This is a genomic window from Caulobacter sp. GW821-FHT09A05, assembly GCF_059418465.1.
Genome location: NZ_JBWKPX010000007.1, coordinates 92143 through 115377, shown reverse-complemented (window position 1 = coordinate 115377; position 23235 = coordinate 92143). Strand labels below are relative to the sequence as shown.

Below are 23235 nucleotides of genomic sequence, written 5' to 3'. Positions count from 1 at the left end.
CCCGAAAGGGATCGAGACCGGGTCCGGCTAAGCCTCAACAGGGCTGCCTACCGGACGCTGGCGGATAACGACCGCGCGGAGCGGTGGCTTCGTCGAAACGGTTACTACTCAAACACTCCGGACGATGTCCGGCGCTCCGCGACCCTTTCCATCCACTCACAGCTAGAAGCGTGAGAATGAGAAGCCGTGCCCGCGAAAGACCCCCCAGTCGGCTTCGCCGACAGCTCCCCCAGAGGGGGAGCATCTGAACCGCGTAGATCCTCCCCCTCTGGCTCTGGGGGGGCGAAGGGCCGGAGGGGGCCGCGCGGCGCGCGCCGCAAGCCATCCCCTCGCTCCCGGAGGGCCGGAGCGGAACGCCCAAACCCTTGCCCGCAATCGCGCTTTGCCTCACAGGTTGACTCCATGAGTCAGCCGGTCACGATCGAACTGGGCGAGGGCGGCGCGCACGACGCCCGGGCGCTGCGCCACGCCTTCGGATGCTTCACGACGGGGGTGACGGTGATCACGACGGTCTGCGAGGACGGTCGCCGCGTCGGGCTGACCGCCAATTCCTTCACCTCGGTGTCGCTGGATCCGCCCCTGGCCCTGGTCTGCGTCGACCTGACGTCGCGCAGCCTGCCGATCCTGGACGCGGCCGGGCGGTTCACGGTCAATGTGCTGCACGCCGACCAGCAGGCCATGGCCCGCCAGTTCGTGCAGAAGGACGGTGACCGGTTCGCCGGCATCGACACCGAGACCTGGGGCACCGGCGTGCCGATCCTGCCCGACTGCATGGCCAATTTCGAATGCTTGACCCACCAGGTCTTCGACGCCGGCGACCACCGGGTCTATGTCGGGCGGGTGGTCAAGCTGCGCTACGATCCGGACCACGAGCCGCTGGTCTATCTGCAGGGCCGGTTCCGCCGCGTGCACGTGGAAGCCTAGGGGCCGTGCGGGTTATGGTTCGAGCCTTCGCCCTGGTCGCCCCCTTGCTGATCGGACTTGCCCTGAGCCCCGGAACCTTCGCCCAGCCCCTGGACGCCGCCGAAATGGCCGCCGTCGGCCAGTACGGCCAGCGGGCGGCGCCGCTGACCGTGTTCGAGCGGGCCGGCGTTCTGCGGGTCGACGGCCAGGGTCGCCGGGACGCCCGGCTGACGCCGCTGGGGCGCAGCCGCTACGGCGTCGAGGGCGGCGGCGAACTGGTGCTGGAGCCGGCCGCCGTGCGCCTGGACGGGACCCGCCTGCCGCGCCACGACTTCGGGGCCGAGGTCGAGGCCGGCATACGCGCGGCGGTCCGCGCCGACCCCGCCGCCCTTCGCGCCCGGGCCCTGGCCGCCCAGCCGCCGGTCGAGACGGCGGAGCACCGGCCGGCCGACCTAGTCGACCTGTCGACCCTGGACCCGACCATCCGCTTCGACATCCGCTACGCCGGGTCCGACAACTTCATGGGCCTGCCGCTGTACGAGCGCGCCGCCGCCTACATGCAGCGCCCCGCCGCCCTGGCCCTGGCCCGCGCCGCCCAGGCGCTGAAGGCCAAGGGCTACGGCCTCTTGATCCACGACGCCTACCGGCCCTGGTTCGTGACCTGGATGTTCTGGGAAGCGACCCCGCCCGAGGACCACATGTTCGTGGCCGATCCCGCCCAGGGCTCGCGCCACAACCGCGGCTGCGCCGTCGACCTGACGCTCTACGACCTGAAGACCGGCAAGCCGGTCCAGATGCCCAGCCGCTACGACGAGATGTCGGGCCGCTCCTACGCCGACTTCATCGGCGGCACGACCAGGCAGCGGGCCATGCGGTCGCTGCTGCGCGAGGCCATGGTCGCCCAGGGCTTCGAGATCTATCCCGAGGAATGGTGGCACTTCGACTACAAGGACTGGCGTCACTACGGCATCGGGACGCGGACCTTCAGCGAACTGGCGAAGGCGCGGTGAGGGCCATCAGCTTCAGGGCGTCGGTCGTCGCCGCGCCGAACTGGGTGTTGTCGAACACGCACCAGCTTTCGACGGTTGCGGCCTCGCCGGCGGTCCGCTCGGCCAAGGGTTCCAACCGGCCGTCGTCATACGAGGTCGCGTACATGGCGGGCGAGCCGTGCAGGCGGCGATAGACCAGGCCGGGCCAGCCGCCCGGCTCGGCCGCGGCGGGGACCACGGCGGGATCGGCGGCGACGCGGGCGATCTCGAAGGCTCGCAACACGGCTTCGGCCGGCGCCGCGAACCAGGTCGGATGGCGCGGTTCCAGCACGGTCGCGGCGGCCGTCGCCTTGCGCCAGGCGGCGAGGAAGCGTTCGGCGGTCCCGGCGTCGAACACCAGGCTGGGCGGCAACTGGATCAGCAGCGGCCCGGGCTTCTCGCCCAGGCCGCCGCACTCGTCGAGGAACCGCGCGGTCAGCGCGCCGCAGTCGACCAGCCGGCGCTCGTGGGTGATGGTGCGGGGAACCTTCACCGCGAACCGGAACCTGGCCGGCGTCGAGGCCGCCCAGCGCGCGTAGGTCTTGCGCTGGTGAGGTCGGTAGAAGGACGAGTTGATCTCGACGCCGTTGAACACGGCGGCGTAGCGCTCCAGGCCGGAGCCCTCGGCCGGAAAGACGTCGAGCGTTCGCGGAAAGCTCCAGCCGGCCGTGCCGATGCGAATGTCGTGAGCCATGCGGAGGGAGCGTGCGGGGACGGAAGCGGTTCACCGCTCCCGCAGGCTTCAGGCGCGTGGCCGCCAGGCCAGGATGTCGGCGCTGCGCTCCACCCCCGTCCGCGAGCACGTGGCCTTCAGCGGACACGCCCCGCAGCGTGGGGCATGATGCGAACACAGCAGCTGGCCCAGGCCCTTCATCAGCCAGTGCAGCTCGTACAGGTCCTCGGCCGTCCAGCTGTCGGGGACCAGGTCCATCAAGGCGCGATAGGCATGGGCGGTGTCATAGCTGGCGGGGATCAGGCCGTGGCGGGCGGCGACGCGGTGGACGTGGGTGTCGACCACCAGGGCCCGCATGTTCAGTGGACTGAAGTTCAGCACCGAGGCGGCGACCTTGACCCCCACGCCGGGCAGGCCCTGCAGCCACCACCGGGCGCTGTCCAGTTCCAGCTCGGCCAGGTGGTCCAGCGACAGCGTCCAGCCGCTGCGCACCTGGATCAGCCGCAGGGCGTGGGGCAGGTGACGGGCCTTCTCCTCGGGAAAGGTGACGTCCTTGATCAGCGCCTGGACCTCGGCGTCGGGCGTCTCCGCCAGTTCTTCCCAGGTGGCGAAGCGTTCCTTCAGGCGGTGATAGACGGCCCACGAGGTCGCGTCCTTGGTCCGGCCGCTGATCGACGACTTGACCAGCTGTGACACGGGATCCAGCCGCTTGGTCGGCCGCTGCGGCCCGAAGGTCTCGAGCAGCCCGTCGCGCAAGGCTTCGAGCGGCGAGGTCGAAAGGTCGAGGGACAGCTGCATGGCGATTCTCGTTCGGGAACGTAACGAGAACATAGTGAACGCGAAGCGACTTGTCGAGTTATCCCCAGCTTGTCCTCAGGGCGCGCTCAGGAATGGCGCCGACGGCCCCAGAGCACGGTGATCCGCCGGCGCAGCCGCGTCAGGGCCACGCGCACCGGCGTCGGGGCCGGAACCGGGGCGGGCCGCTCCTCCGCCGGTAGCTCGACCTGGGCGAACCGGGCGATCAGGTCGCGCAGCTCCGGCTCCTGCACGGCCAGGGCGGCTTCGACCGGCGACATCCATCGCAGTGTCCGCTGGCCCTTCTCCGGCCAGGTCGCGTGCTCGCCGGTGACTTCCATCGGATAGACGTCGACCGTGACAGGGCGGGCCGCGCCACTCTTGAGGCGTTTCAGATAGGGATAGTCGCCGATCGCCTTTTCCGCGATGCGGCCGTCCAGCCCCGCTTCCTCATAGGCTTCCTGGGCGGCGGCCTGCGGATCGGTCTTGCCTTTCATCGGCCAGCCCTTGGGGATCACCCAGCGGCGGGTCTCGCGTGATGAGACCAGCAGGACCTGCAGGCCCGCGACCGCGTCGGCGCGCCAGGGCAGCGCGGCGACCTGACGACGCCGTGTCCCGGACTTTCGTACCGTCTGCTTGCCGCCCGCCGTGTCGCTCACTTCATCCAGAACCCGAGATAATAGAACGCCGCGGCGACGAGGCCGGCCGCGGGCAAGGTGACGATCCAGGCGGTCACGATGCTCTTGGCCACGCCCCAGCGGACGGCCGAAACCCGACGCGAAGCGCCGACGCCGACAATAGCGCCCGTGATCGTGTGAGTCGTCGAGACAGGAACGCCCAGGTGCGTGAAGAAGAACAACGTAATGGCGCCGCCGGTTTCCGCGCAGAAGCCCTGCATCGGCGTCAGGCGGGTGATCTTGCTACCCATCGTGTGGACGATCCGCCAGCCGCCGAACAGGGTGCCGAGCGCCATGGCGGTCTGGCACGAGATCACCACCCAGAACGGGATGTGGCCCGGCTGGTTGCTCATGCCGTGGGCGAACAGCAGGGCGGCGATGATGCCCATGGTCTTCTGGGCGTCGTTGCCGCCATGGCCGAGGGAATAGAGGGCGGCCGAGACGAACTGCGCCTTGCGGAAGATCCGGTCGGCGAAGAAGGGCGAACTCTTCAGGAAGGTCCAGGAGACGACCAGCACCAGCAGCAGGGCCAGCAGGAAGCCCAGGGTCGGGGAGACCACGATCGCCGCGGCGGTCTTGCCCAGCCCCGCCCACTGCACCGCGCCCAGGCCGCCGACCTTGGCGATCGAGGCGCCGACCAGCCCGCCGATCAGGGCGTGCGAGCTGGAGGAGGGAATGCCGGCCCACCAGGTGATCAGGTTCCAGCTGATCGCGCCCATCAGGGCTCCGAAGATCAGCCGGTCGCTGATGATGTGCGGATCGACGATGCCGGCCCCGACCATCTTGGCGACGCTGGTGCCGAACACCGCGAAGGCGATGAAGTTGAAGAACGCCGCCCACAGCACCGCCCACTTCGCCGACAGCACGCGAGTCGAGACGATGGTGGCGATCGAGTTGGCCGCGTCGTGCAGGCCGTTGAGGAAGTCAAAGCCCAAGGCGACGACGATCAGCACGACCAGGATCAGGAAGGTCGGGTCCACTAGACCTGCTCGACCACGATGCCGCTGATGCGGTTGGCGACGTCCTCGAAGCGATCGACCACCTTTTCCAGGTGGCTGTAGATGTCGACCCCGACGATGAAGGCCATCGGGTCGCCAGAGGGACCAATCTCGCGATGCGCCAGGAACAGCGCCTTGCGGCCCTGGTCGTACATCTGGTCGGCCTGTTCCTCGATCTGGGTGACGCGGACGGCTAGCTCGGTCAGGCGTTGGGCGTTCTTGCGCATGTCGGGCAGCAGCGCCACGGCCTGGACGGTCAATTCGGCGGCTTCGACGATGATCCGGGCCATCTCGCGCATCTGCGGTTCGAAGGTTTTGACCTCGAACAGGCTGACGACCTTGGCGGTCTTGCGCATCTGGTCGATGGCGTCGTCCAGCGAGGTCGTCAGGTCCTGGATGTCGCTGCGGTCGAACGGGGTGATGAAGCTGCGGCGGACCGCGCCCATCACCTGCCGGGTGATCTCGTCGGCCTCTTCCTCGTGCTGGTAGACGCGGGCGCTGGCGGCTTCGACGCCGTCGCCGCCCTCCATCAGGTCCTGCAACGCCTTGGCCCCTGCCACCAGGGTGGCGGCGTGCTGCGCGAACAGCTCGAAGAAGCGGTCTTCCTTGGGCATGACGGCCCGGAACAAGCCCAGCATGGTCGCTTCATCCTCTGTTCGAAGCGTGGAGATCCGTCGGACGATCCTGGTACTGAACAACGCCCGACGCGGCGGAGCGGAACCACGGAAGCCGGCCGCGTTCAAGCTCTCAATGACGGTTTTATGACAGTCGCGCCCTCTGGTCGGCGTTCCAACCCTTTGGCACTGTGCGCCCGCGTCAGTCCGGGAGTAGCCGCATGTCGATCAGTCTCAAGGTGAACGGCCAGGTTCGCACGGTGGAGGCCGAGCCGGACACGCCCCTGCTGTGGGTGCTGCGCGACGAGCTGGGCCTGGTCGGGACCAAGTACGGCTGCGGCGTGGCCCAGTGCGGCGCCTGCACGGTGCACATCGACGGCGTGGCCATGCGCTCGTGCGTCACGTCTCTGGCCCGGGTGGGCGCCAAGGCGGTGACCACCATCGAGGGCGTCGGGGCCAGTCCCGTCGGGGCCAAGGTGCAGGAAGCGTGGAAGACGATCGACGTGCCGCAGTGCGGCTACTGCCAGGCCGGCCAAATCATGTCGGCCACGGCCCTGCTAGCGGCCGCGCCCAAGCCGACCGACGACGAGATCGACGCGGCGATGAACGGCAACCTCTGCCGCTGCGCCACCTACATCCGCATTCGTAAGGCCATCAAGGCGGCGTCCGGCCAGGTGGAGGCGTGAGCATGACCGCGACCCTGGAGAACCCCGCCCGCCGCCTGTTCCTCAAGACCGGCGCGGCGGCCGGCGGCGGCCTGCTGCTGTCGTTCAGCCTGCCGGGCCTGGTCCGGGCGCAGGGCGAAGCGACCGCCAACCCGTTCAGCGCCTTCGTCCGCATCGCGCCCGACGGCGTGGTGACCATCGCCGCCAAGCGGCCGGAGATCGGGCAGGGGATCAAGACCTCGATGCCGATGCTGATCGCCGAGGAGCTGGACGTCGACTGGTCGGCCGTGCGCATCGAGCAGGCCCCGGTCGACGCCAAGGTGTTCGGCGAGCAGTCGGCCGGCGGCAGCACCTCCACCCCGGACGACTGGGAGCCCATGCGCCAGGTCGGGGCGGTGGGCCGCGCCCTGCTGATCCAGGCCGCCGCCCAGCGCTGGGGCGTCCCGGCCGCCGGCCTGGCGACCGAGCCCGGCTTCGTGGTCGACAAGGCCGGCCAGCGCCGCCTGTCCTACGGCGAGCTGGCCCAGGCCGCGGCCGGCTTGGCCGCGCCCGATCCCAAGACCCTGGCCCTGAAGGATCCCAAAGCCTATCGCATCATCGGCAAGCCGCATCCCCAGTCCGATACGGCCGCCATAGTCGTGGGCAAGCCGCTGTTCGGGATCGACGTGCGCGTGCCGGGCATGCTGTACGCCACCTTCCTGAAGGCCCCGGTGTTCGCCGCCAAGGTGGCCAAGGTCGACCTGGCGCCGGCCAGGGCGGTCAAGGGCGTGCGCCACGCCTTCGTGGTCGACGGCGGAACCGAGCTGGAAGGCCTGCTGGGCGGCGTGGTGGTGGTGGCCGACAGCTGGTGGGCGGCGCGCAAGGGCCGCAACGCGCTGGAAGTGACCTGGGCCGACCATCCGACCAGCGCCCAGAGCAGCGCCGGCTTCATCGCCAAGGCCGCCGAGCTGCATGGCCAGCCGCCGCACCGCAATCTCAAGACGGTCGGCGACGTCGACGCCGCCCTCAAGGGCGCGGCCAAGGTGGTCCGGGCCGACTACAGCTATCCGTTCAACGCCCACGCCACGCTGGAGCCGCAGAACTGCACGGCCAGCTTCAAGGACGGCAAGGTCGAGATCTGGGCCCCAGCCCAGAACCCCGAGGACGGCCGCGAGCTGGTGGCCAAGACCCTGGGGATCCGGCCCGAGGACATCACCATCCACTTCACCCGCAGCGGCGGCGGCTTCGGCCGGCGGCTGATGAACGACTTCATGGTCGAGGCGGCCTGGATCTCCAAGATGGTCGGCGCGCCGGTCAAGCTGCTGTGGACTCGCGAGGACGACATCCAGCACGACTTCTATCGCCCCGCCGGCTTCCATCGGCTGACGGCGGGGCTGGACGCCCAGGGCGGGCTGACCGCCTGGCGCAACCACTTCGTGACCTTTGGCGAGGGCCAGAAGTTCGCCCGCGCCGCCAACATGGCCGGTACGCAGTTTCCGTTCGGCGCGGTCGAGAACTACGCCCTGGACGTCTCGGTGATGCCGCTGGGTGTTCCGACCGGCTGGCTGCGGGCCCCTGGCAACAACGCCTATGGCTTCGTGCTGCAGGGCTTCACCGACGAGGTGGCTCATGCGGCGGGCGCCGACCCGGTGGAGTTCCGTCGCAAACTGCTGGGCGCGCCGCGGCTGATCGGCGAGCCGGGCAAGGGCGACAGCTTCCATACCGGCCGCATGCGCGCCGTGCTCGACCGGGCCGCCGAGGCGTCCGGCTGGGGCCGCGAGACCCCCAAGGGCGTCGGTCTCGGCGTGGCCTGCCACTACAGCCACCGAGGCTATGTGGCGGTGGTGGTGGAAGTGGCCGTGACCGACGGAAGCCTGACGGTCCGCAAGGCATGGGCGGCGGTCGATGTCGGCCGCCAGATCGTCAATCCGAACGGCGCCGAGCAGCAGGTGCAGGGCTCGGTCCTCGACGGAATCGGCAGCACGCTGGGCCAGGCGATCACCATCGAGAACGGCGCGGTGGCCCAGAGCAATTTCGGCGACTTCCCGATGCTGCGCCTGGCCGACGCGCCGGACGTGGAGGTGCATTTCGTGACCAGCGACAATCCGCCGACCGGCCTGGGCGAGCCGGCCCTGCCACCGGCTCCGGCCGCTTTGGTCAACGCCATCTTCGCCGCGACCGGCAAGCGCATCCGAACCCTGCCGATCGGTGATCAGCTGGCCTAGGTTCCCGCGCTTTCCCGGGGCGCGGCATAGCGTCCCATGGTCAAGTTCGAGCTCGTTTCGCCCTGTCGGGCGGGATGGTCCTTAACCTTCTCCGGCCAGGATGGTCCTCGAACGAGGACTAGCGCGTCATGGGGCAGCACGTCGAAACCTTGGTGATCGGGGCCGGGCCGGCCGGCCTGACCGCCGCCTATGTCCTGGCCAAGGCGGGGCGCGACGTCGCCGTCCTGGAAATGGATCCCCGTGAGGTCGGCGGCTCCAGCCGCACGATCGACCATCACGGCTTCAAGATCGACCTGAACGGCGGGGCCTACGCCTCGTCCTCCCCCGACGTGCTGGCGCTGTGGGCCGAACTGCTGCCGGACGGCTTCGTCGAGCAACCCCGGACGGCGCGGATCTATCACCGCGAGCGATCCTACGCCTATCCGCTGAAGACCCTGGAGGCCCTGGCCCTCCTGGGGCTGCGCGGCGCGGCGGCTTGCCTGGCGTCGTTCGGCGTGGCCAAGATCCGGCCGATCAAGACGCCCAGGACCTTCGGCGACGAGATCCGCAACCGCTTCGGCGCCCGGCTGTCGTCGATGCTGTTCCTGCCCTTCGCCGAAAAGGTGTCGGGCCTGATCCGCGACCAGATGCCGGCCGGCCGCGCCGGACCCGCCAGGCCGGCTGCCCTCCTGCGCTATCCGCGCCAGGGCGCCGGCGCGATGTGGCGGGCCTGCGCCGACGGGATCGCCGCTTGCGGCGGTGAAGTCGCCCTGGGTCGGCGCGTCGAGACCCTGAAGTTCGACCCGGTCGCCAGGCTGTGGACCGTGACGATCCTGCGCGAGGACGGCGCGCACGAGGTACGCACCGCCGACCACGTGGTCTCGACCGCGCCGTTGCGCGAGCTGATGGCCATGCTGCGCCCGGCGCCGATCAGCCTGTTCCACGCTGGCGAGCTGATGTATCGCGACCAGATCACGGTCGCCCTGGTGGGGCGCACGCGCAACCCGCTGCGCGAGGCCGCGATCGACGTCCACGACACCGACCTGCAGGTCGGCCGGGTGCAGAACTACCGTGCGTGGTCGCCGGCCATGGCGCCGGAGGGCGAGGCGGCCAGCTGTCTGGGCCTGGACTATTTCTGCTTCGAGGGCGACGGCCTGTGGACGGCCAGCGACGCCGACCTCGTGGCCCTGGCCTGGCGCGAGGCCGCGGTGATGGGGCTGATGGACCCGACCGCCGTCAGTGACGCCCGCGTCGTGCGCCAGCGCAAGGTGTTGCCGATCGAGGACGAGGAGTGCGCCGAGCACCGGGCGATGATCCGCCTGGACCTGAAGATGCAGTTTCCCAGCCTGCACCTGGCCGGCCGCAACGGCCTGCACCGGGAGGGCGGACGCGACCAGGCCACGCTCAGCGGCCTGCTGACCGCCGAGAACATCCTGGCGGGCGAAGTCGCTCACGACGTGTGGGATGTCCCGACCTCGCCGGCGGCGGGCCGCCGGGCCGCCTGAGAGCAACCGCTGGCTCCAGACGGGCAACAGCGCGCCGGTTCCGGAACGCGCCCGCACAGCCGACGCGTGCATCGATCGTTCGAACCACCACAAGCGATGGTGATCACCCGGCTCGACGGGCGCAAGAATGGCGATCATCGACATCACGCTCTTCCCAACGGCGGGGATTTGTCGGAGTTTTCGATTTGACCGTCGAATCGGGAAAATCGGTTCCCTGACGGGATCTTCGCGGCGCGTGGTCGGCCTCAACGCTTGACAACGTTGTCACTGTTGAGGTGGATGACGCGTCCCGCAACGTCGGACAGGGAGTGAAATAAACATGGCTGGTATGGGGGCGTCGCAGACGCCGATTTCGGGGCCCGGGCCCAAGGCGGGGAGCAGTCTGGTCCTGGCCGTCGTCTATGTGACGGCGCTCTTCTTCATCTGGGCGCTGGTCACCAATCTGCTCGACCCTCTGCTGAAGACGATGAAGACGGTCTTCACCCTGAGCCCGGTCGAGGCGAACCTGACCGGCTTCGCCTTCTTCATCGCCTATGGCGTCATGTCGATGCCGTCGGCGGCCTTCCTGTCGAAGTTCGGCTACGCCAGATCGGTGATCGTGGGCCTGAGCGGCATCGTCGCCGGCTGCTTCGTCGCCATCGCGGCGGCCAAGCTGCACGTCTTTGGCGTCTTCCTGGTCGGATTGTTCGTGATGGCCTCGGGCGTCACGCTGCTGCAAGTGGCCGCCAATCCGCTGATCGCCTCGATGGGCAAGCCGGAAGGCGCGTCCTTCCGCCTGAACCTGTCCCAGGCCTTCAACTCGCTGGGCGCGGCCTGCGGTCTGTGGTTCGGCGCCAATTTCCTGCTCAAGGGCGATATCTTCAAGCCTGGTATCGAGATTACGCCGGCCCTGCGCGAGCAGGCCCTGGGCTTCGTCTCCAACGTCTACCTGGCGATCGGCGTCGGCCTGGCGCTGTTCATCGCCGCGATCTTCATGGTCCGTCACAAGATCACCGAAGCCGCGCCCAAGACCGGTCACCTGGTCAGCCCGTTCTCGGCCTTGGCGTCGAAGTGGGCCAATCTCGGCGCGATCGGCATCTTCCTCTATGTCGGCGCGGAGGTCGCGATCTCGCTGAACCTGCTGCTGTTCATCGAGCAGAGCCACGTCCTGAACATCCCGGCCGAGCAGGCTGGCAAGCTGACCACCTTCTACATGGTGTTCGCGATGATCGGCCGTTTCGCCGGCTCGGCCCTGCTGAAGTCGATCAAGGACTACGTACTGCTGATGCTCGTCGCCCTGGGGGCCATCGCGCTCTGCGTGGTGGTGATCCTCACCAAGGACATGACCCCCACCGCGCACGCCGGCACGTTGAACCTGATCCTTGCCCAGGCCCCGATGACCAGCGGCCTGATCCCGGCCTTCGCGGCCTTGCTGATCGGCCTGTTCAACTCGATCATGTTCCCGACGATCTTCACCCTGACCCTGCAACGGTCCTCGGCGCCGACCTCGGCGACTTCGGGCCTGCTGTGCATGGCCATCGTGGGCGGCGCCTTCCTGCCGCTGATCTTCGCCAAGATCGAGGAGATGACCGGATCGAAGTCACTGGCCTTCGTCGCGCCGCTGGTCTGCTACCTGTACGTCCTGTGGTTCTCGTTCGCGGCGCGCGGCGCCAAGGTTCACGAGATTCAGGAGGAGGTGGTCGCGGCGCACTAGGCCGGGGCCAGACCAAGATCGAAGGAGCCCGGGCGTTTCGCGCCCGGGCTTTTTCATGCCACGACTGTAAGAATGAGAATTATTTGTAACTACTAGCGTCGGACAGTCGACCTAACGCGCATTACTTGCATGGAAAGGCGCCGCAACGGGAACGCCGCCCGGATCGAAGTGTTTGTGATCCGCCGACTTCGGCGACCAAGCATTCAGGGAGAGACACCATGGCGACCACCGCCAAGAGCTCATCGACCAAGGCCAAGTCCGCCAAGCCTCGTCGCACGCGCCGCACCGGTCGTCGCGACCCGCTGGCCATCACCCTTCTGAAGAAGGACCACCGCGAGGTCGAAGGCTGGTTCGACGAATACGAGCAACTGGAGGAAGAGGCCGAGAAGCTGGCGCTCTTCAACAAGATCGCGCTGGCTCTCAAGGTCCACACCCGGATCGAGGAGGAGATCTTCTATCCGGAGGAACGCGGCGAGGTCGAGGACGACCTGCTGGACGAGGCCTATGTCGAGCACGACGGGGCCAAGAAGCTGATCGCCGAGATCGAGGCGATGCAGCCCAGCGACGAATTCTACGACGCCAAGGTCAAGGTGCTGGGCGAGTACATCAAGCACCACGTCAAGGAGGAGGAGCAGCCCGGCGGGATCTTCGCCCAGGCCAAGAAGGGCGATGAGGATCTCCAGGCCATGGGCGAGCGCCTGAAGGTCCGCAAGGAAGAGCTGATGGCCGAGCTGGGTGGAAAACAGGCGAACTGATGTCACGGGGAGGGTCGCCAGGCCTTCCCCCACCTTCGGAGTGCTCATGGCCGAGGCGCTTGATCCGATCCTGCCGCCGGACATCGACGAACTGACGCAGGCGGTCCTGGAGGCCGCCTGCGCGCGCGAGCTAACCCTGGCGACGGCGGAGAGCTGCACCGGCGGTCTGCTGGCGTCGCTGCTGACCGACGTGCCGGGATGCTCGCACGCCTTCGACCGGGGTTTCGTGGTCTATACCGATGACGCCAAGATCGCGCTTCTGGGCGTGCCGCCGTCGTTCCTGCCGCACGGCGGCGCGGTTTCGCAGCCGACGGCGATCGCGATGGCCGAAGGGGCGATCAGGCGTTCGAACGCGGACGTGGCGGTGTCGATCACCGGCTGGGCCGAGGAGGTCGGTGATCCGCAACGGCCCGGCGGACTGGTTCACTTCGCCTGCGCGCGTCGCGGCGGCTACACCCATCATCGCCAGGCCCAGTTCGGGGACATCGGTCGCGGACCGCTGCGGATTGAATGCCTGCGCGTGGCGCTGAAGATGCTGCAGCAGGCCGTGACGCTCTGACCCGCGGCCATGAAAAAAGCGCCTCCGGCCGGGCCGAAGGCGCTTTTCCGATCTCGGACGCTTGAGGCTAGAGCGCTCGGCGGCCGGTGAAGGCGTGGTAGATCGCCAGGACGACGACCGCGCCGATGACGGCGACCAGCAGGCTGTAGAGGTTCAGGCCTGTTACGCCGGCGGAGCCGAACTGGTTGAACAGGAACCCACCCACCACGGCGCCGACGATCCCGAGCACCAGGTCCACCACCAGGCTGCCGCCGCTGCGGCTGACGAGCTTGCTGGCGATAAACCCGGCCACGAGGCCGAGCACGATCCACGCAAGAATAGACATGAACGCCTCCTTGGCATCAAAGGGCGTGCGAACCGCGCGCCGATGCCAAATAAAGGCGTTCGCCAAGACTTTCGTTCCGACACGCTTGCGTGTTCGGATGCGGAAACGTCGCGAAAACTTTCGGCCCGTTCAGGCGTTGCTTGCGACCGCGTTCAGCGTGGCTTGCCGATGCGGGCCTGGACGGCCTCGACCAGCTTCTGGGCCGGCGCGCGGCCCAGGAGGATGAAGGCGCCGGAGCCGATGATGGCGCCGATAGCAAAGGACAGGCTCATGGAGATCCCCGGGATACTGGAAGCTGCGACCGACCCTTTTCTAGGGAGGGGGCCGGGCGTTGACCATGTGACATGCCGACGCCGGGCGCCGTCTTGCGCGATCCGGTCGATCCAGATGCATTGAGCCGGTGTCGATGAATTCTGGTTGGGCGTTTCCACCCGGCGGCGCCAAAACCGGGGCAAGACGGCCCGCGCGGTATGATCCTGGCGGGCCTTGTGACGTTAGGCTGCAGAGCCCGAGGATCGGGCCTTCGGGAGCATCAGATGGTCCAGACTTCTCCGCCCTCGCCCTCCAGGGCGAAAGCCGGACGCTTCATCGGCGGCTTCGGCGTGCAGGTGCTGGCGGCGATGATCGTCGGCCTGGGGCTGGGGTTGCTGGCCCGGTCGCTGGGACCGGCTGAAGGTCAGCCCGGCTACGGCCTGGCCGAAGCCCTGCACCAGGTGGGCGCGATCTTCGTCCAGCTGCTGCGGGTGCTGGTGCCGCCCCTGGTGTTCACGGCCATCGTCGCCAGCATCGCCAACCTGCGCGAGCTGCAGAACGCCGCGCGGCTGGTCTGGCGCACCCTGCTGTGGTTCGCGATCACGGCCCTGATCGCCGTGGCCATCGGCATCGTCCTGGGCCTGGTCCTGCGGCCCGGCGACCACGCCGTGGTCGATCTGGCGACCGCCCACGCCCCGCGCACCACCGGCTCGTGGCTCGACTTCCTGACGGGCCTGGTTCCCTCCAACATCCTGGGCCTGCAGGCTTCGACCAAGATCGTCGACGGCGCGGCCACCACGACGGCCTCGTTCAACGTGCTGCAGATCCTGGTCCTGGCCCTGGTGGCCGGGATCGCGGCGATCAAGGTCGGGCCGGCCGGCGAGGGCTTCCTGGCCTTCAACGCCTCGGCCCTGGCGGTCGTGCGCAAGGTGCTGTGGTGGGTGATCCGCCTGACGCCGATCGGCACCATCGGCCTGCTGGGCAACGCCGTGGCCCAGTACGGCTGGGCGACCCTGGGCCAGTTGGGCGCCTTCGCAGGCGCGATCTATCTGGGCCTGGCCCTGGTGCTGCTGGTGGTCTATCCGACGATCCTGGCGCTGAACGGGCTGAATCCGCTGCGGTTCTTCGCCGGCGCCTGGCCGGCCATCCAGCTGGGCTTCGTGTCGCGCTCGTCGATCGGGACCCTGCCGGTGACCGAGGCCCTGACCGAGACCCGCCTGGGCGTGCCGCGCGCCTACGCCGCCTTCGCCGTGCCCCTGGGCGCGACCACCAAGATGGACGGCTGCGCGGCGATCTATCCCGCCGTGGCGGCGATCTTCATCGCCCAGTTTTACCACCTGCCGCTGCAGCTGACCGACTATGGCCTGATCGTCTTCGTCTCGGTGCTGGGCTCCGCCGCGACGGCCGGCCTGACCGGGGCGGTGGTCATGCTAACCCTGACCCTGTCGACCCTGGGCCTGCCGCTGGAAGGCGTCGGCTTGCTGCTGGCCATCGACCCGATCCTCGACATGGGGCGGACGGCGGTCAATGTCGCCGGTCAGGCCCTGGTGCCGACCATCGTCGCCAAGCGCGAGGGGATCCTGGACGAGGCGATCTACAACGCCCCGCCGCGTGAAGTGGGGACCGACGAGGCCGTGCCGGCCTAGGAGGCGGGCTTGGCCGGCGCGGGCGGCGGCCTGTTGGCCGCGACCCGCCATACGGCGTTGCCGACATCGTCGGCCACCAGCAGCGCGCCGAACTTGTCGATGGCCACGCCGACGGGCCGTCCCAGAGCCTGGCCCTTGGCGTCGAGGAAGCCGGTCAGGAAGGGCTCGGCGGGGCCGGACGGTTTGCCGTTCGAGAACGGCACGAAGACCACGCGATAGCCGCTGACCGGCTTGCGGTTCCACGAGCCGTGCTGGCCGATGAAGGCGCCGCCCTTGTAGCGCGGCGGAAAGGCGTCGGCGTCGTAGAAGGTCAGGCCCAGCGAGGCGGTATGGGCGCCCAGGGCGTAGTCCGGCTTGATCGCCTTGGCCACCAGGTCGGGCCGCTGGGGTTTCACGCGCGTGTCCACCGTCCGGCCGTAATAGCTGTAGGGCCAGCCGTAGAAGCCGCCGTCCTTGACCGAGGTCATGTAGTCGGGGACCAGGTCGTTGCCGATCTCGTCGCGTTCGTTGACGCTGGTCCACAGGGCGCCGCTTTGCGGTTGCCAGCCCATGCCGTTGGGATTGCGCAGGCCCGAGGCGAAGACGCGGCTGGCGCCGGTGGCCGGATCAATCTCCAGGATCGCCGCCCGGCGTTCCTCGGCGGCCATGCCGTTCTCGCCGACATTGCTGTTGGAGCCGACGGTCACGTACAGTTTGGCGCCATCCGGGCTGGCGATGACGTTCTTGGTCCAGTGGTGGTTGATCGGCCCGGCGGGCAGGTCGGCGACCTTGCGCGGGGCGGCGGTGATCCGGGTCTGGCCGGTCTGGTAGGGGAAGGCCAGCAGGGCGTCGCTGTCGGCGACATAGAAGGTGTCGCCGACCAGGGCCATGCCGAACGGCGAATGCAGATTCGACAGGAAGGTCGTGCGCGCTTCCAGCGTTCCGTCATTGTCGGCGTCGCGCACCAGGGTGATGCGGTTGGCCGAGGGCGGGGTCGCGCCGGCCCGCTTCATGATGATCTTCTGGAACCAGCCCCGGAGGCCCTTGCCGTCCTCGGGCTTGGGCGGGGCGTTGGTTTCGGCGATCAGCACGTCGCCATTGGGCAGCACATAGAGCCAGCGAGGATGGTCCAGCCCGCGGACCAGGGCGGTGGCGACGAAGCCGGCCGCGGCGTCTGGCGTCTGGCCGTCGGCCCATCCGACCGCCGGGGCGATCTTCATCACCGGGATCATCTGCTTCTTGGCGGCGGGCAGGACGGGGTTGGGACCGTAGCCCTGTTCGGGCGGCAGGGCCGTGCCGCCGCCGCAGGCCGCCAGCAGCGAGGCGGCGGAACCCGCGAGCAGCAAGGCATGATGGGCTTTGGGCATGGCCGGTCTCCCTCCCTTCGTTGCTCAGGACTCAACGCGGGACGGGATGGCGGGCTCCGGCTTGGCCAAGTCGTTCTCAGGCCGGCGCGTGCTCGTCCAGCCAGCGGTGGAAGAAGCCGGGATCGGGCAGGCCGGCCTGGTTCGCGGCGACCTTGCCGTCCTTGAACAGGAAAAGGGCCGGGATGCCGCGCACCCCATAGGCCTCGGCCAGGGCGGGCTCGGCGTCGACATCGACCTTCACGAAGCGGGCGCGAGGCTCCAACGCGGCGGCCGAGCGGACGAAGACCGGGGCGATGGCCTTGCAGGGGCCGCACCAGGCCGCCCAGAAGTCGGCGACGATCGGGATCTGGCTGTTGGCCACATGCTTGCGGAAGCGGGGCGTGGTCAGGTCCACCGGTTGGCCCGTGAACAGCAGCTTGGCGCAGCGGCCGCACTTGGCCGCCTTGGCGTCGCGCTCGGCCGGCAGACGATTGGTGGCGTCGCAGTGGGGGCAGACGATGTTGACGGTCTCGGCCATGGCGGTGTCTCAACGAAGCGGCGGGCGTTCGGTTCTATCGCGCCCGGGCCTCCAAGGCGGCCGGGATCTGGGCGCTTTCCCGATTGAAGGACCCAGCCAAGCCCTATCTCGCGAGCGTTGTGGTCAGGCCAATTGCCCGCCCACAAGCCTCGAACCGGTCAGATCAGGGAGCGGCGCGCCAGTTCGCTGCGGCGGGCGGCGACCTCGCTGCGGGCCTGCTGCATCGCGTCGATCTCGGTGGCGGTCAGCAGGTTGTCGATCACCCGACCGAGGTGTTCGCGCATGGCGTTGCGGGCGATCTTCGGGTCGCGAGCCTTCAGGGCGCTGAGGATTTCCTGGTGGTCGTCGATTAGCGGCCGCACCCCCACCTGGCGGGCTCGCTCCAGCATCGCCCGGCACAGCGGCGACTTGTAGCGCAGGTCCCACAGGTTCTCGACCACGGTGACCAGGGCGCTGTTGCGCGTGGCCCGGGCGATGGTGACGTGGAACCGGCGGTCGGCCAGGTCGCCGCGCACGTCGTGCTCGTTCTCCTCGACCATGTCGTCGAGGATCTTCTCCAGGTCGACCAGTTCCTGGTCGGTGATGGTGGTGGCGGCCAGGGCGCAGGATTCGCCCTCGATCAGGCGGCGGGCCTCGGTCAACTCGAAGGCGCCGATGTCCAGCTCGGGCGCGGGAGCCTCGGCGGGCGCGGCTTCGGTGACATAGACGCCCGAGCCATGGCGAGCCTCGACCAGGCCGCGAATCTCCAGCGCGATCATCGCCTCGCGCACCGTGGGGCGGCTGACCCTGTATTCTTCGGCCAGGTCACGTTCGGAGGGCAGGCGATGCCCGGGCTGGAAGGCGCCCTCGCGGATCGATTCGGCGATCGTATTGGCGACTTGCTGGTAGAGCTTGCGAGTTTCTGCGGTCGACGTGGTCATGCGACTTTCCCGCCCGCGCGCATCGCCGGGCCACCGACAGCCTAGAGCATGGCGGCGAAAGACGCCACGGCGCTCTAGCGCATTCGCAATATCTGGCTTATGGATTGGTCAGGCCACTTAAGCGATAAGGTAGACCAACACTCCATGCTCAAGATTGTCGACGCCAAGGTGATCGTCACCTGCCCTGGCCGCAACTTCATCACCCTGAAGATCACCACCTCGGACGGGGTCACCGGCGTCGGCGACGCCACGCTGAACGGGCGTGAACTGGCGGTGGTCAGCTATCTGCGCGACCACATGATTCCCTGCCTGATCGGCCGCGACGCTCATCGGATCGAGGACATCTGGCAGTTCTTCTATCGCGGCTCGTACTGGCGCGGCGGCAATGTCGCCATGACCGCCCTGGCCGCGGTCGACATGGCGCTGTGGGACATCAAGGGCAAGGTCGCCGGCCTGCCGGTCTATCAGCTGCTGGGCGGCGCCTGCCGCGAGGGCGTCACCGTCTACGGCCACGCCAACGGCGAGACCATCGAGGACACGATCGCCGAGGCGGTGAAGTACAAGGGACTGGGCTACAAGGCCATTCGCCTGCAGACCGGCGTGCCGGGCCTGGCCAGCACCTACGGGGTGTCGGGCGACAAGATGTTCTATGAGCCGGCCGACGCCGACCTGCCCACCGAGAACGTCTGGTCGACGGCCAAGTATCTCAATCACGCGCCCAAGCTGTTCGAAAAGGCTCGCGAGGTTCTGGGCTGGGACGTCCACCTGCTGCATGACGTCCACCACCGCCTGACGCCGATCGAAGCGGCGCGCCTGGGCAAGGACCTGGAGCCGTACCGCCTGTTCTGGCTGGAGGACGCGGTGCCCGCCGAGAACCAGGCCGGCTTCCGCCTGATGCGCCAGCACACCACCACGCCACTGGCCGTGGGCGAGATCTTCAGCCACGTCTGGGACGCCAACATCCTGATCCAGGAACAGCTGATCGACTATCTGCGGGCCACGGTGCTGCACGCCGGCGGCATCACCAACCTGAAGAAGATCGCCGCCTTCGCCGACCTGCACCACGTCAAGACCGGCTGCCACGGCGCGACCGACCTGTCGCCGGTGACCATGGCCGCGGCCCTGCATTTCGACATGTCGATCCCGAACTTCGGCCTGCAGGAATACATGCGCCATACGCCCGAGACCGACGCGGTCTTCCCACACGCCTACACCTTCAACGATGGCATGCTGCATCCGGGCGACAAGCCGGGCTTGGGCGTCGATATCGACGAGGCCCTGGCCGAGCAATATCCCTACAAGCGCGCCTACCTGCCGGTGAACCGGCTGGAGGACGGGACCATGTTCAACTGGTGACCTGTTTCCTCCGCGCCGTCTCGCGGCGGCGCGGAGGCCCCGGCAAAGGGGCGGAGGAAGAGACTACTTTACCCTAGTCAGGATCAGGGTCTGGTCCGGTGGGCCGGGCCGGCCATCGATGTCCTGCTCGACCAGCAGGGTGTCGGGGTCGGTGCGGGTGACCTTCATCGACTGATGGCGCGAGCCCTGTTCGCCGTGGGTGGTGACGGTCACCGCGCTCTGGCCGACGCGCTGGACGCTGATTTTCACCAGGTTCAGATTGACCACGGCCTGGGTCGGCGGACCGTCGAGCATGGCGTGGGCGAACTGCAGGGCGGCGACGCCGGCCTCGTCCACCTCGACCAGGGTCCAGGCCAGGGCCTTGCCGTCGTCGATCGTGACATCAAGCTCGCCGCTCAGCGGCGGCGGGCCGGTCAGGGTCGAGTTGAACTTCGAGCGTGGCAGGTCGATCGCCCAGCGCCCGGTCACGCCCATCGGACCGCTGAACGGCTGGGCGTTGGCGACGACGGGCAGGGCGACGGCCAGCAGGGCGGCGCCGACCAGGGCGGGCAGGGCGCGAGCGGTCTTGCTCATGGGGTCGGCTCCTGGATCAGGCCCGACGAGTCCGGGCGAACGCTGTGACGCCAGGTAATCTGGCCCCGGGCGCCCGCCCGATCAAGGCGCGCGCCTCGATCGTCCTGGAGCCAAGTCCCTAGAACGGCGAGAACTTCTCGACCAGGGCCTGGCCGCCCGGGGTCTTCTGGACGCGGCTGATGTCGCCGCGGCCGCCGTAGCTGATGCGGGCCTCGGCGATCTGGGTGTGCTTGATGGTGTTGGCCGAGGAGATGTCTTCCGGCCGCACGATGCCGGCCACGGTCAGCTGGCGCACCTCGGCGTTGGTGCGCACTTCCTGGGTGCCCTGGATCACCAGGTTGCCGTTGGGCATCACGCCCGAGACGACGGCGGCGATGGTCAGGCTGATCTTTTCCGAGCGGTTCACCGAACCGGCCCCGGCGTTGGACGTGCCCGACTTGGTGTTGATCATGTTGGACGGGTCGAAGCCGCCCGGCAGGACCTTGCCCAGGCTCGATTCCAGGCCCAGGAAGTTCGGCACGCCCAGCGAGCTGTTGGAGGCGCGCGAGGTCGCGGTCTGGTTCTTGGTGGTGGCGCTGTCGTCGATGTCGATGTTGACGGTCAGGATGTCGCCGACCTTGCTGGCGCGCTGGTCGTTGAAGAAGGTGCGCGCGCCGGTGCGCCACAGCGAGTTGGCCGAGGCGGGCTGGGGCATGGCGGCATATTGCTGGGTCATCGGCGCCAACTGGGCCGGATAGCCGACGGGCGCCAGTTCCGGACCCTTCACCGCTTCCTTGACGGTGGAGCAGGCGGCGAGCGGGGCGAGCAACAGGAGGGCGGCGAGGGCGGGGCGCATCGGGTGTGACCTTCTCAGCGAGCGGCGTAGCGCAGCGTGTTGTTACGGTTGGCCTTCAGGCGCAGCGCCTGCGGGCCGACGGCGGTCGAGCCGGGTCCGGTGACCACGGTCTCGATGATCTTCTTGCTGGCGGTGTTCTGGACCATCAGGCTTTCGCCGACCGCCCCCGCCGCCATGGCCTTGCCTTGCAAGGTCAGCGCCACGCCGTCGTCCTCGTAGGTGACTGCGACAATATCGCCCGCCTTGATCACCTGCGGGGTCGAGACGTCACGCAGGCTGGCGGCCGCGCCCTGGCGCAGCGGGCGTTTGACCGTCATGCCGATCAGGTCGTCGGCGTCGCGCGGGGCGTCGGAGGGGCCGGCCGCGGCCCTGATCCAGACCAGATCCTCGGGCTGGACCATTTCGCCGGTCGCCAGGCTGCGGGCGTAGGCAAGAACTTCCACATTGCCGCGCGAGGCGCCGGCAAGACCGTTGTCTGAGCCCTGGCGAACGATGATCCGGCGCACGCCGGTGGCGTTGGACCAGTCCAGGCCCGCCCGGCGGGCGGCGATCTGCACCGCGCCGGCGTCCAGCACGGCCGAGGAACCCACGCGGGTGGCGGCGACGACGTCCGAGGCCGCGCCGGCCCCGTCGAACAGCTCGCCCAGGGTGATCCGGCCGTCGGCGTCGGTGGTGTCGGATCGCAGGGAGACGGCCTGGCCGGCCAGGGCCGGGGTGGCGATCAGCAGGGCGGCGAGGGCGGGAACGAACGCTTTCATCGGCTTACGACCTCAGGTTCGACGTGGCTTGGAGCATCTGGTCGGCCGTGGTGATGACCTTGGAGTTCATCTCGTAGGCGCGCTGGGCGACGATCAGGGCGGTGATTTCGCTGACCGAGTCGACGTTACTGGCCTCGGTGTAGTTCTGCAGCAGGGTGCCGAAGCCGGGCTGGCCGGGGGCGGCGATGTTGGCCGCGCCCGAGGCCGCGGTTTCCATGAACATGTTGTCGCCGATGGCTTCCAGGCCGCCTTCGTTCATGAAGTTGGCCAGTTCGATCTGGCCGACCGTCTGCGGGGTCGGATCGCCATCCAGCTTGACCTGCACCAGGCCGGTCTTGCCGATGGTGGTCGAGACGGCGTTCTGCGGGATCGTGATGCCCGGCTGGACGGTGTAGCCGTCCTCGGTGACGATCTGGCCCTGGTCGTTGGTCGAGAAGTTGCCGGCGCGGGTGTAGGCGGTCTCGCCCGAGGGCAGCAGGATCTGCAGGAAGCCCTTGCCCTGGATGGCCACGTCGAACTCGTTGTTCGTCATGGTCGGGGTGCCCTGCTCGTGGATGCGGTAGACCGAGCCGGCCTTCACGCCGCCGCCGATCTGCACGCCGGTCGGCACGACATTGCCATCGCCCGACGACTGCGAGCCGGCCCGCTCGATCGTCTGGTAGATCAGGTCCTGGAACTCGGCCCGTTGGCGCTTGAAGCCCACGGTGTTCATGTTGGCGATGTTGTTGGAGATGACCTCGACGTTCAGCTGTTGGGCCGACATGCCGGTCGCGGCGGTGCGAAGCGCTTGCATCGTTGTCTATCCTTACTGCGGCTTGCCCAGGCGCTCGACGGCGCTCCGGGACAGCTCCGAGGTTTGGTCCATCATCTTGGCCACGCTCTCATAGGCGCGGCTGACCTCGATCAGCTTGGTGATCTGGGTGATCGACTGGACGTTGGAGGCTTCCAGCATGCCCTGGTGGATCGCGGCGTCCGGGGCGGCCTGAGGGGTGTCGTTGGTGGTGTTGCGATAGAGGTTGTCGCCGTCCTTGCGGAAGCTCGCCAGGTCGGTGGGGCGCACCACGGCGATCTTGCCGGCGCGCTCGGCGCCCTGGCTGACCGTGCCGTCGCGGGCGATGGTGACCGGGCCCTTCAGCGGGTCCAGCAGGATCTCGCCGCCGCCCTCGTCCAGCACGGGCTGGCCGTTCTGGGTGACCAGCTTGCCGTCAGGGTTCATCGTGAAGCGGCCGTCGCGGGTGTAGCGCTCGCCGCCGACGGTGGAGACCTTGAAGAAGCCCTGGCCCTCCAGGGCCAGGTCGAAGTCGCCGCCGGTCTGGGTCAGGGCGCCCTGGCCGAAGTCACGGGCCACGCCGTCGTCGAGCACGAACTTCACGGGGTTCGCGCCGCCGGCCGTCCTGGCGGGCTTCGCGGGTTCCGTGCGGACCATCAGCTCCTCGACCTTGAAGCCGGTCGTGTTCGCGTTGGCGATGTTGTTGGCCACGATGTCGAGTTCGCGGCGCAGGGTCATCTGCCGCGAAAGTCCCACATACAGTGCGTTGTCCATGACCGGTTACCGAAACGGCTGGCGCGACAAATGCGCCGCAAGTTCGCAAGCAACCCTCGTGCCAACTCGAAAAAGTCAGTAATTTCAAAGAAGAGAAAGGTTAATGCGGCTCCCGA

General features: G+C 68.5%; 24 protein-coding genes. 10 read left to right on the top strand and 14 right to left on the bottom strand.

Features of this window, described 5'->3' with window-relative positions:
• Positions 1 to 402: 402 nt before the first annotated feature.
• Both AC07NX_RS09190 and AC07NX_RS09185 read left to right on the top strand, forming a co-directional pair.
• Positions 403 to 924: a flavin reductase family protein gene (locus tag AC07NX_RS09190; RefSeq protein ID WP_494641105.1), complete on the top strand. Its 522-nt coding sequence runs from the start codon at positions 403 to 405 to the stop codon at positions 922 to 924.
• Between the two features lie 14 nt (positions 925 to 938).
• On the top strand, positions 939 to 1913 hold the full coding sequence (locus AC07NX_RS09185; protein ID WP_494641103.1) for a M15 family metallopeptidase: 975 nt from the start codon (positions 939 to 941) through the stop codon (positions 1911 to 1913).
• Here AC07NX_RS09185 and AC07NX_RS09180 read toward each other — a convergent pair.
• The 5 genes from AC07NX_RS09180 to AC07NX_RS09160 all read right to left on the bottom strand — a co-directional run bounded on the left by AC07NX_RS09180 (position 1888) and on the right by AC07NX_RS09160 (position 5712).
• Positions 1888 to 2625: a DUF72 domain-containing protein gene (locus AC07NX_RS09180; protein ID WP_494641101.1), complete on the bottom strand. Its 738-nt coding sequence runs from the start codon at positions 2623 to 2625 to the stop codon at positions 1888 to 1890. The two genes, AC07NX_RS09185 and AC07NX_RS09180, sit on opposite strands and share 26 nt — an antisense overlap.
• A gap of 48 nt (positions 2626 to 2673) precedes the next feature.
• Positions 2674 to 3402, bottom strand: coding sequence for an endonuclease III domain-containing protein (locus tag AC07NX_RS09175; protein WP_494641099.1), 729 nt, complete (start codon positions 3400 to 3402; stop codon positions 2674 to 2676).
• A gap of 86 nt (positions 3403 to 3488) precedes the next feature.
• Positions 3489 to 4058, bottom strand: coding sequence for an NUDIX hydrolase (locus tag AC07NX_RS09170; RefSeq protein WP_494641097.1), 570 nt, complete (start codon positions 4056 to 4058; stop codon positions 3489 to 3491).
• On the bottom strand, positions 4055 to 5056 hold the full coding sequence (locus AC07NX_RS09165) for an inorganic phosphate transporter (RefSeq protein ID WP_494641095.1): 1002 nt from the start codon (positions 5054 to 5056) through the stop codon (positions 4055 to 4057). The genes AC07NX_RS09170 and AC07NX_RS09165 overlap by 4 nt, the downstream gene beginning before the upstream one ends.
• Positions 5056 to 5712 carry a DUF47 domain-containing protein gene (locus AC07NX_RS09160; RefSeq protein WP_494641093.1) on the bottom strand — a complete coding sequence of 219 codons (657 nt, stop codon included), beginning with the start codon at positions 5710 to 5712 and terminating at the stop codon, positions 5056 to 5058. Before AC07NX_RS09160 ends, AC07NX_RS09165 begins: the two co-directional genes overlap by 1 nt.
• A gap of 197 nt (positions 5713 to 5909) precedes the next feature.
• Here AC07NX_RS09160 and AC07NX_RS09155 point away from each other — a divergent pair, with 197 nt between their 5' ends.
• The 6 genes from AC07NX_RS09155 to AC07NX_RS09130 all read left to right on the top strand — a co-directional run bounded on the left by AC07NX_RS09155 (position 5910) and on the right by AC07NX_RS09130 (position 13048).
• Positions 5910 to 6374, top strand: coding sequence for a (2Fe-2S)-binding protein (locus tag AC07NX_RS09155; RefSeq protein ID WP_494641091.1), 465 nt, complete (start codon positions 5910 to 5912; stop codon positions 6372 to 6374).
• A 2-nt stretch (positions 6375 to 6376) separates the two neighbouring features.
• Positions 6377 to 8557, top strand: coding sequence for a xanthine dehydrogenase family protein molybdopterin-binding subunit (locus AC07NX_RS09150; RefSeq protein WP_494641089.1), 2181 nt, complete (start codon positions 6377 to 6379; stop codon positions 8555 to 8557).
• Between the two features lie 128 nt (positions 8558 to 8685).
• Positions 8686 to 10041 carry an FAD-dependent oxidoreductase gene (locus AC07NX_RS09145; RefSeq protein ID WP_494641087.1) on the top strand — a complete coding sequence of 452 codons (1356 nt, stop codon included), beginning with the start codon at positions 8686 to 8688 and terminating at the stop codon, positions 10039 to 10041.
• 328 nt (positions 10042 to 10369) lie between these two features.
• Complete coding sequence (locus AC07NX_RS09140) at positions 10370 to 11734, top strand: sugar MFS transporter (RefSeq protein ID WP_494641272.1); 1365 nt, start codon at positions 10370 to 10372, stop codon at positions 11732 to 11734.
• A 218-nt stretch (positions 11735 to 11952) separates the two neighbouring features.
• The gene (locus AC07NX_RS09135) at positions 11953 to 12489 is read left to right on the top strand and encodes a hemerythrin domain-containing protein (RefSeq protein WP_494641085.1); all 537 of its coding nucleotides are present in this window, start codon (positions 11953 to 11955) and stop codon (positions 12487 to 12489) included.
• A 46-nt stretch (positions 12490 to 12535) separates the two neighbouring features.
• The gene (locus AC07NX_RS09130; protein WP_494641083.1) at positions 12536 to 13048 is read left to right on the top strand and encodes a CinA family protein; all 513 of its coding nucleotides are present in this window, start codon (positions 12536 to 12538) and stop codon (positions 13046 to 13048) included.
• Positions 13049 to 13115: 67 nt separating this feature from the next.
• On the opposite strand, the gene AC07NX_RS09125 is transcribed toward AC07NX_RS09130, so the two are convergent.
• Positions 13116 to 13373, bottom strand: a complete 258-nt coding sequence (locus tag AC07NX_RS09125; RefSeq protein ID WP_035081411.1) for a GlsB/YeaQ/YmgE family stress response membrane protein — start codon at positions 13371 to 13373, stop codon at positions 13116 to 13118.
• Positions 13374 to 13909: 536 nt separating this feature from the next.
• Here AC07NX_RS09125 and AC07NX_RS09120 point away from each other — a divergent pair.
• The gene (locus AC07NX_RS09120; protein WP_494641081.1) at positions 13910 to 15271 is read left to right on the top strand and encodes a dicarboxylate/amino acid:cation symporter; all 1362 of its coding nucleotides are present in this window, start codon (positions 13910 to 13912) and stop codon (positions 15269 to 15271) included.
• Here AC07NX_RS09120 and AC07NX_RS09115 read toward each other — a convergent pair.
• The 3 genes from AC07NX_RS09115 to AC07NX_RS09105 all read right to left on the bottom strand — a co-directional run bounded on the left by AC07NX_RS09115 (position 15268) and on the right by AC07NX_RS09105 (position 18054).
• The gene (locus tag AC07NX_RS09115) at positions 15268 to 16617 is read right to left on the bottom strand and encodes a PQQ-dependent sugar dehydrogenase (protein WP_494641079.1); all 1350 of its coding nucleotides are present in this window, start codon (positions 16615 to 16617) and stop codon (positions 15268 to 15270) included. The genes AC07NX_RS09120 and AC07NX_RS09115 overlap by 4 nt on opposite strands.
• Positions 16618 to 16693: 76 nt before the next feature.
• The gene (trxC, locus tag AC07NX_RS09110; protein ID WP_494641077.1) at positions 16694 to 17134 is read right to left on the bottom strand and encodes a thioredoxin TrxC; all 441 of its coding nucleotides are present in this window, start codon (positions 17132 to 17134) and stop codon (positions 16694 to 16696) included.
• Between the two features lie 158 nt (positions 17135 to 17292).
• Complete coding sequence (locus tag AC07NX_RS09105) at positions 17293 to 18054, bottom strand: FadR/GntR family transcriptional regulator (RefSeq protein ID WP_494641075.1); 762 nt, start codon at positions 18052 to 18054, stop codon at positions 17293 to 17295.
• A 144-nt stretch (positions 18055 to 18198) separates the two neighbouring features.
• Here AC07NX_RS09105 and manD point away from each other — a divergent pair, with 144 nt between their 5' ends.
• The gene (manD, locus tag AC07NX_RS09100) at positions 18199 to 19410 is read left to right on the top strand and encodes a D-mannonate dehydratase ManD (protein ID WP_035093363.1); all 1212 of its coding nucleotides are present in this window, start codon (positions 18199 to 18201) and stop codon (positions 19408 to 19410) included.
• A gap of 63 nt (positions 19411 to 19473) precedes the next feature.
• On the opposite strand, the gene AC07NX_RS09095 is transcribed toward manD, so the two are convergent.
• The 5 genes from AC07NX_RS09095 to flgF all read right to left on the bottom strand — a co-directional run bounded on the left by AC07NX_RS09095 (position 19474) and on the right by flgF (position 23119).
• Entirely contained in the window at positions 19474 to 19983 is a 510-nt protein-coding gene (locus AC07NX_RS09095; protein ID WP_494641072.1) for a hypothetical protein, read from the bottom strand.
• A gap of 118 nt (positions 19984 to 20101) precedes the next feature.
• A complete protein-coding gene (gene flgH / locus AC07NX_RS09090; RefSeq protein ID WP_494641070.1) occupies positions 20102 to 20818 on the bottom strand; it encodes a flagellar basal body L-ring protein FlgH in 717 nt (238 codons plus the stop codon).
• Positions 20819 to 20832: 14 nt separating this feature from the next.
• Positions 20833 to 21576, bottom strand: coding sequence for a flagellar basal body P-ring formation chaperone FlgA (gene flgA / locus AC07NX_RS09085; protein WP_494641068.1), 744 nt, complete (start codon positions 21574 to 21576; stop codon positions 20833 to 20835).
• A gap of 4 nt (positions 21577 to 21580) precedes the next feature.
• Positions 21581 to 22369, bottom strand: a complete 789-nt coding sequence (gene flgG / locus AC07NX_RS09080) for a flagellar basal-body rod protein FlgG (protein ID WP_494641066.1) — start codon at positions 22367 to 22369, stop codon at positions 21581 to 21583.
• Between the two features lie 12 nt (positions 22370 to 22381).
• Positions 22382 to 23119, bottom strand: a complete 738-nt coding sequence (gene flgF / locus AC07NX_RS09075; RefSeq protein ID WP_494641064.1) for a flagellar basal-body rod protein FlgF — start codon at positions 23117 to 23119, stop codon at positions 22382 to 22384.
• Between the last annotated feature and the right edge of the window lie 116 nt (positions 23120 to 23235).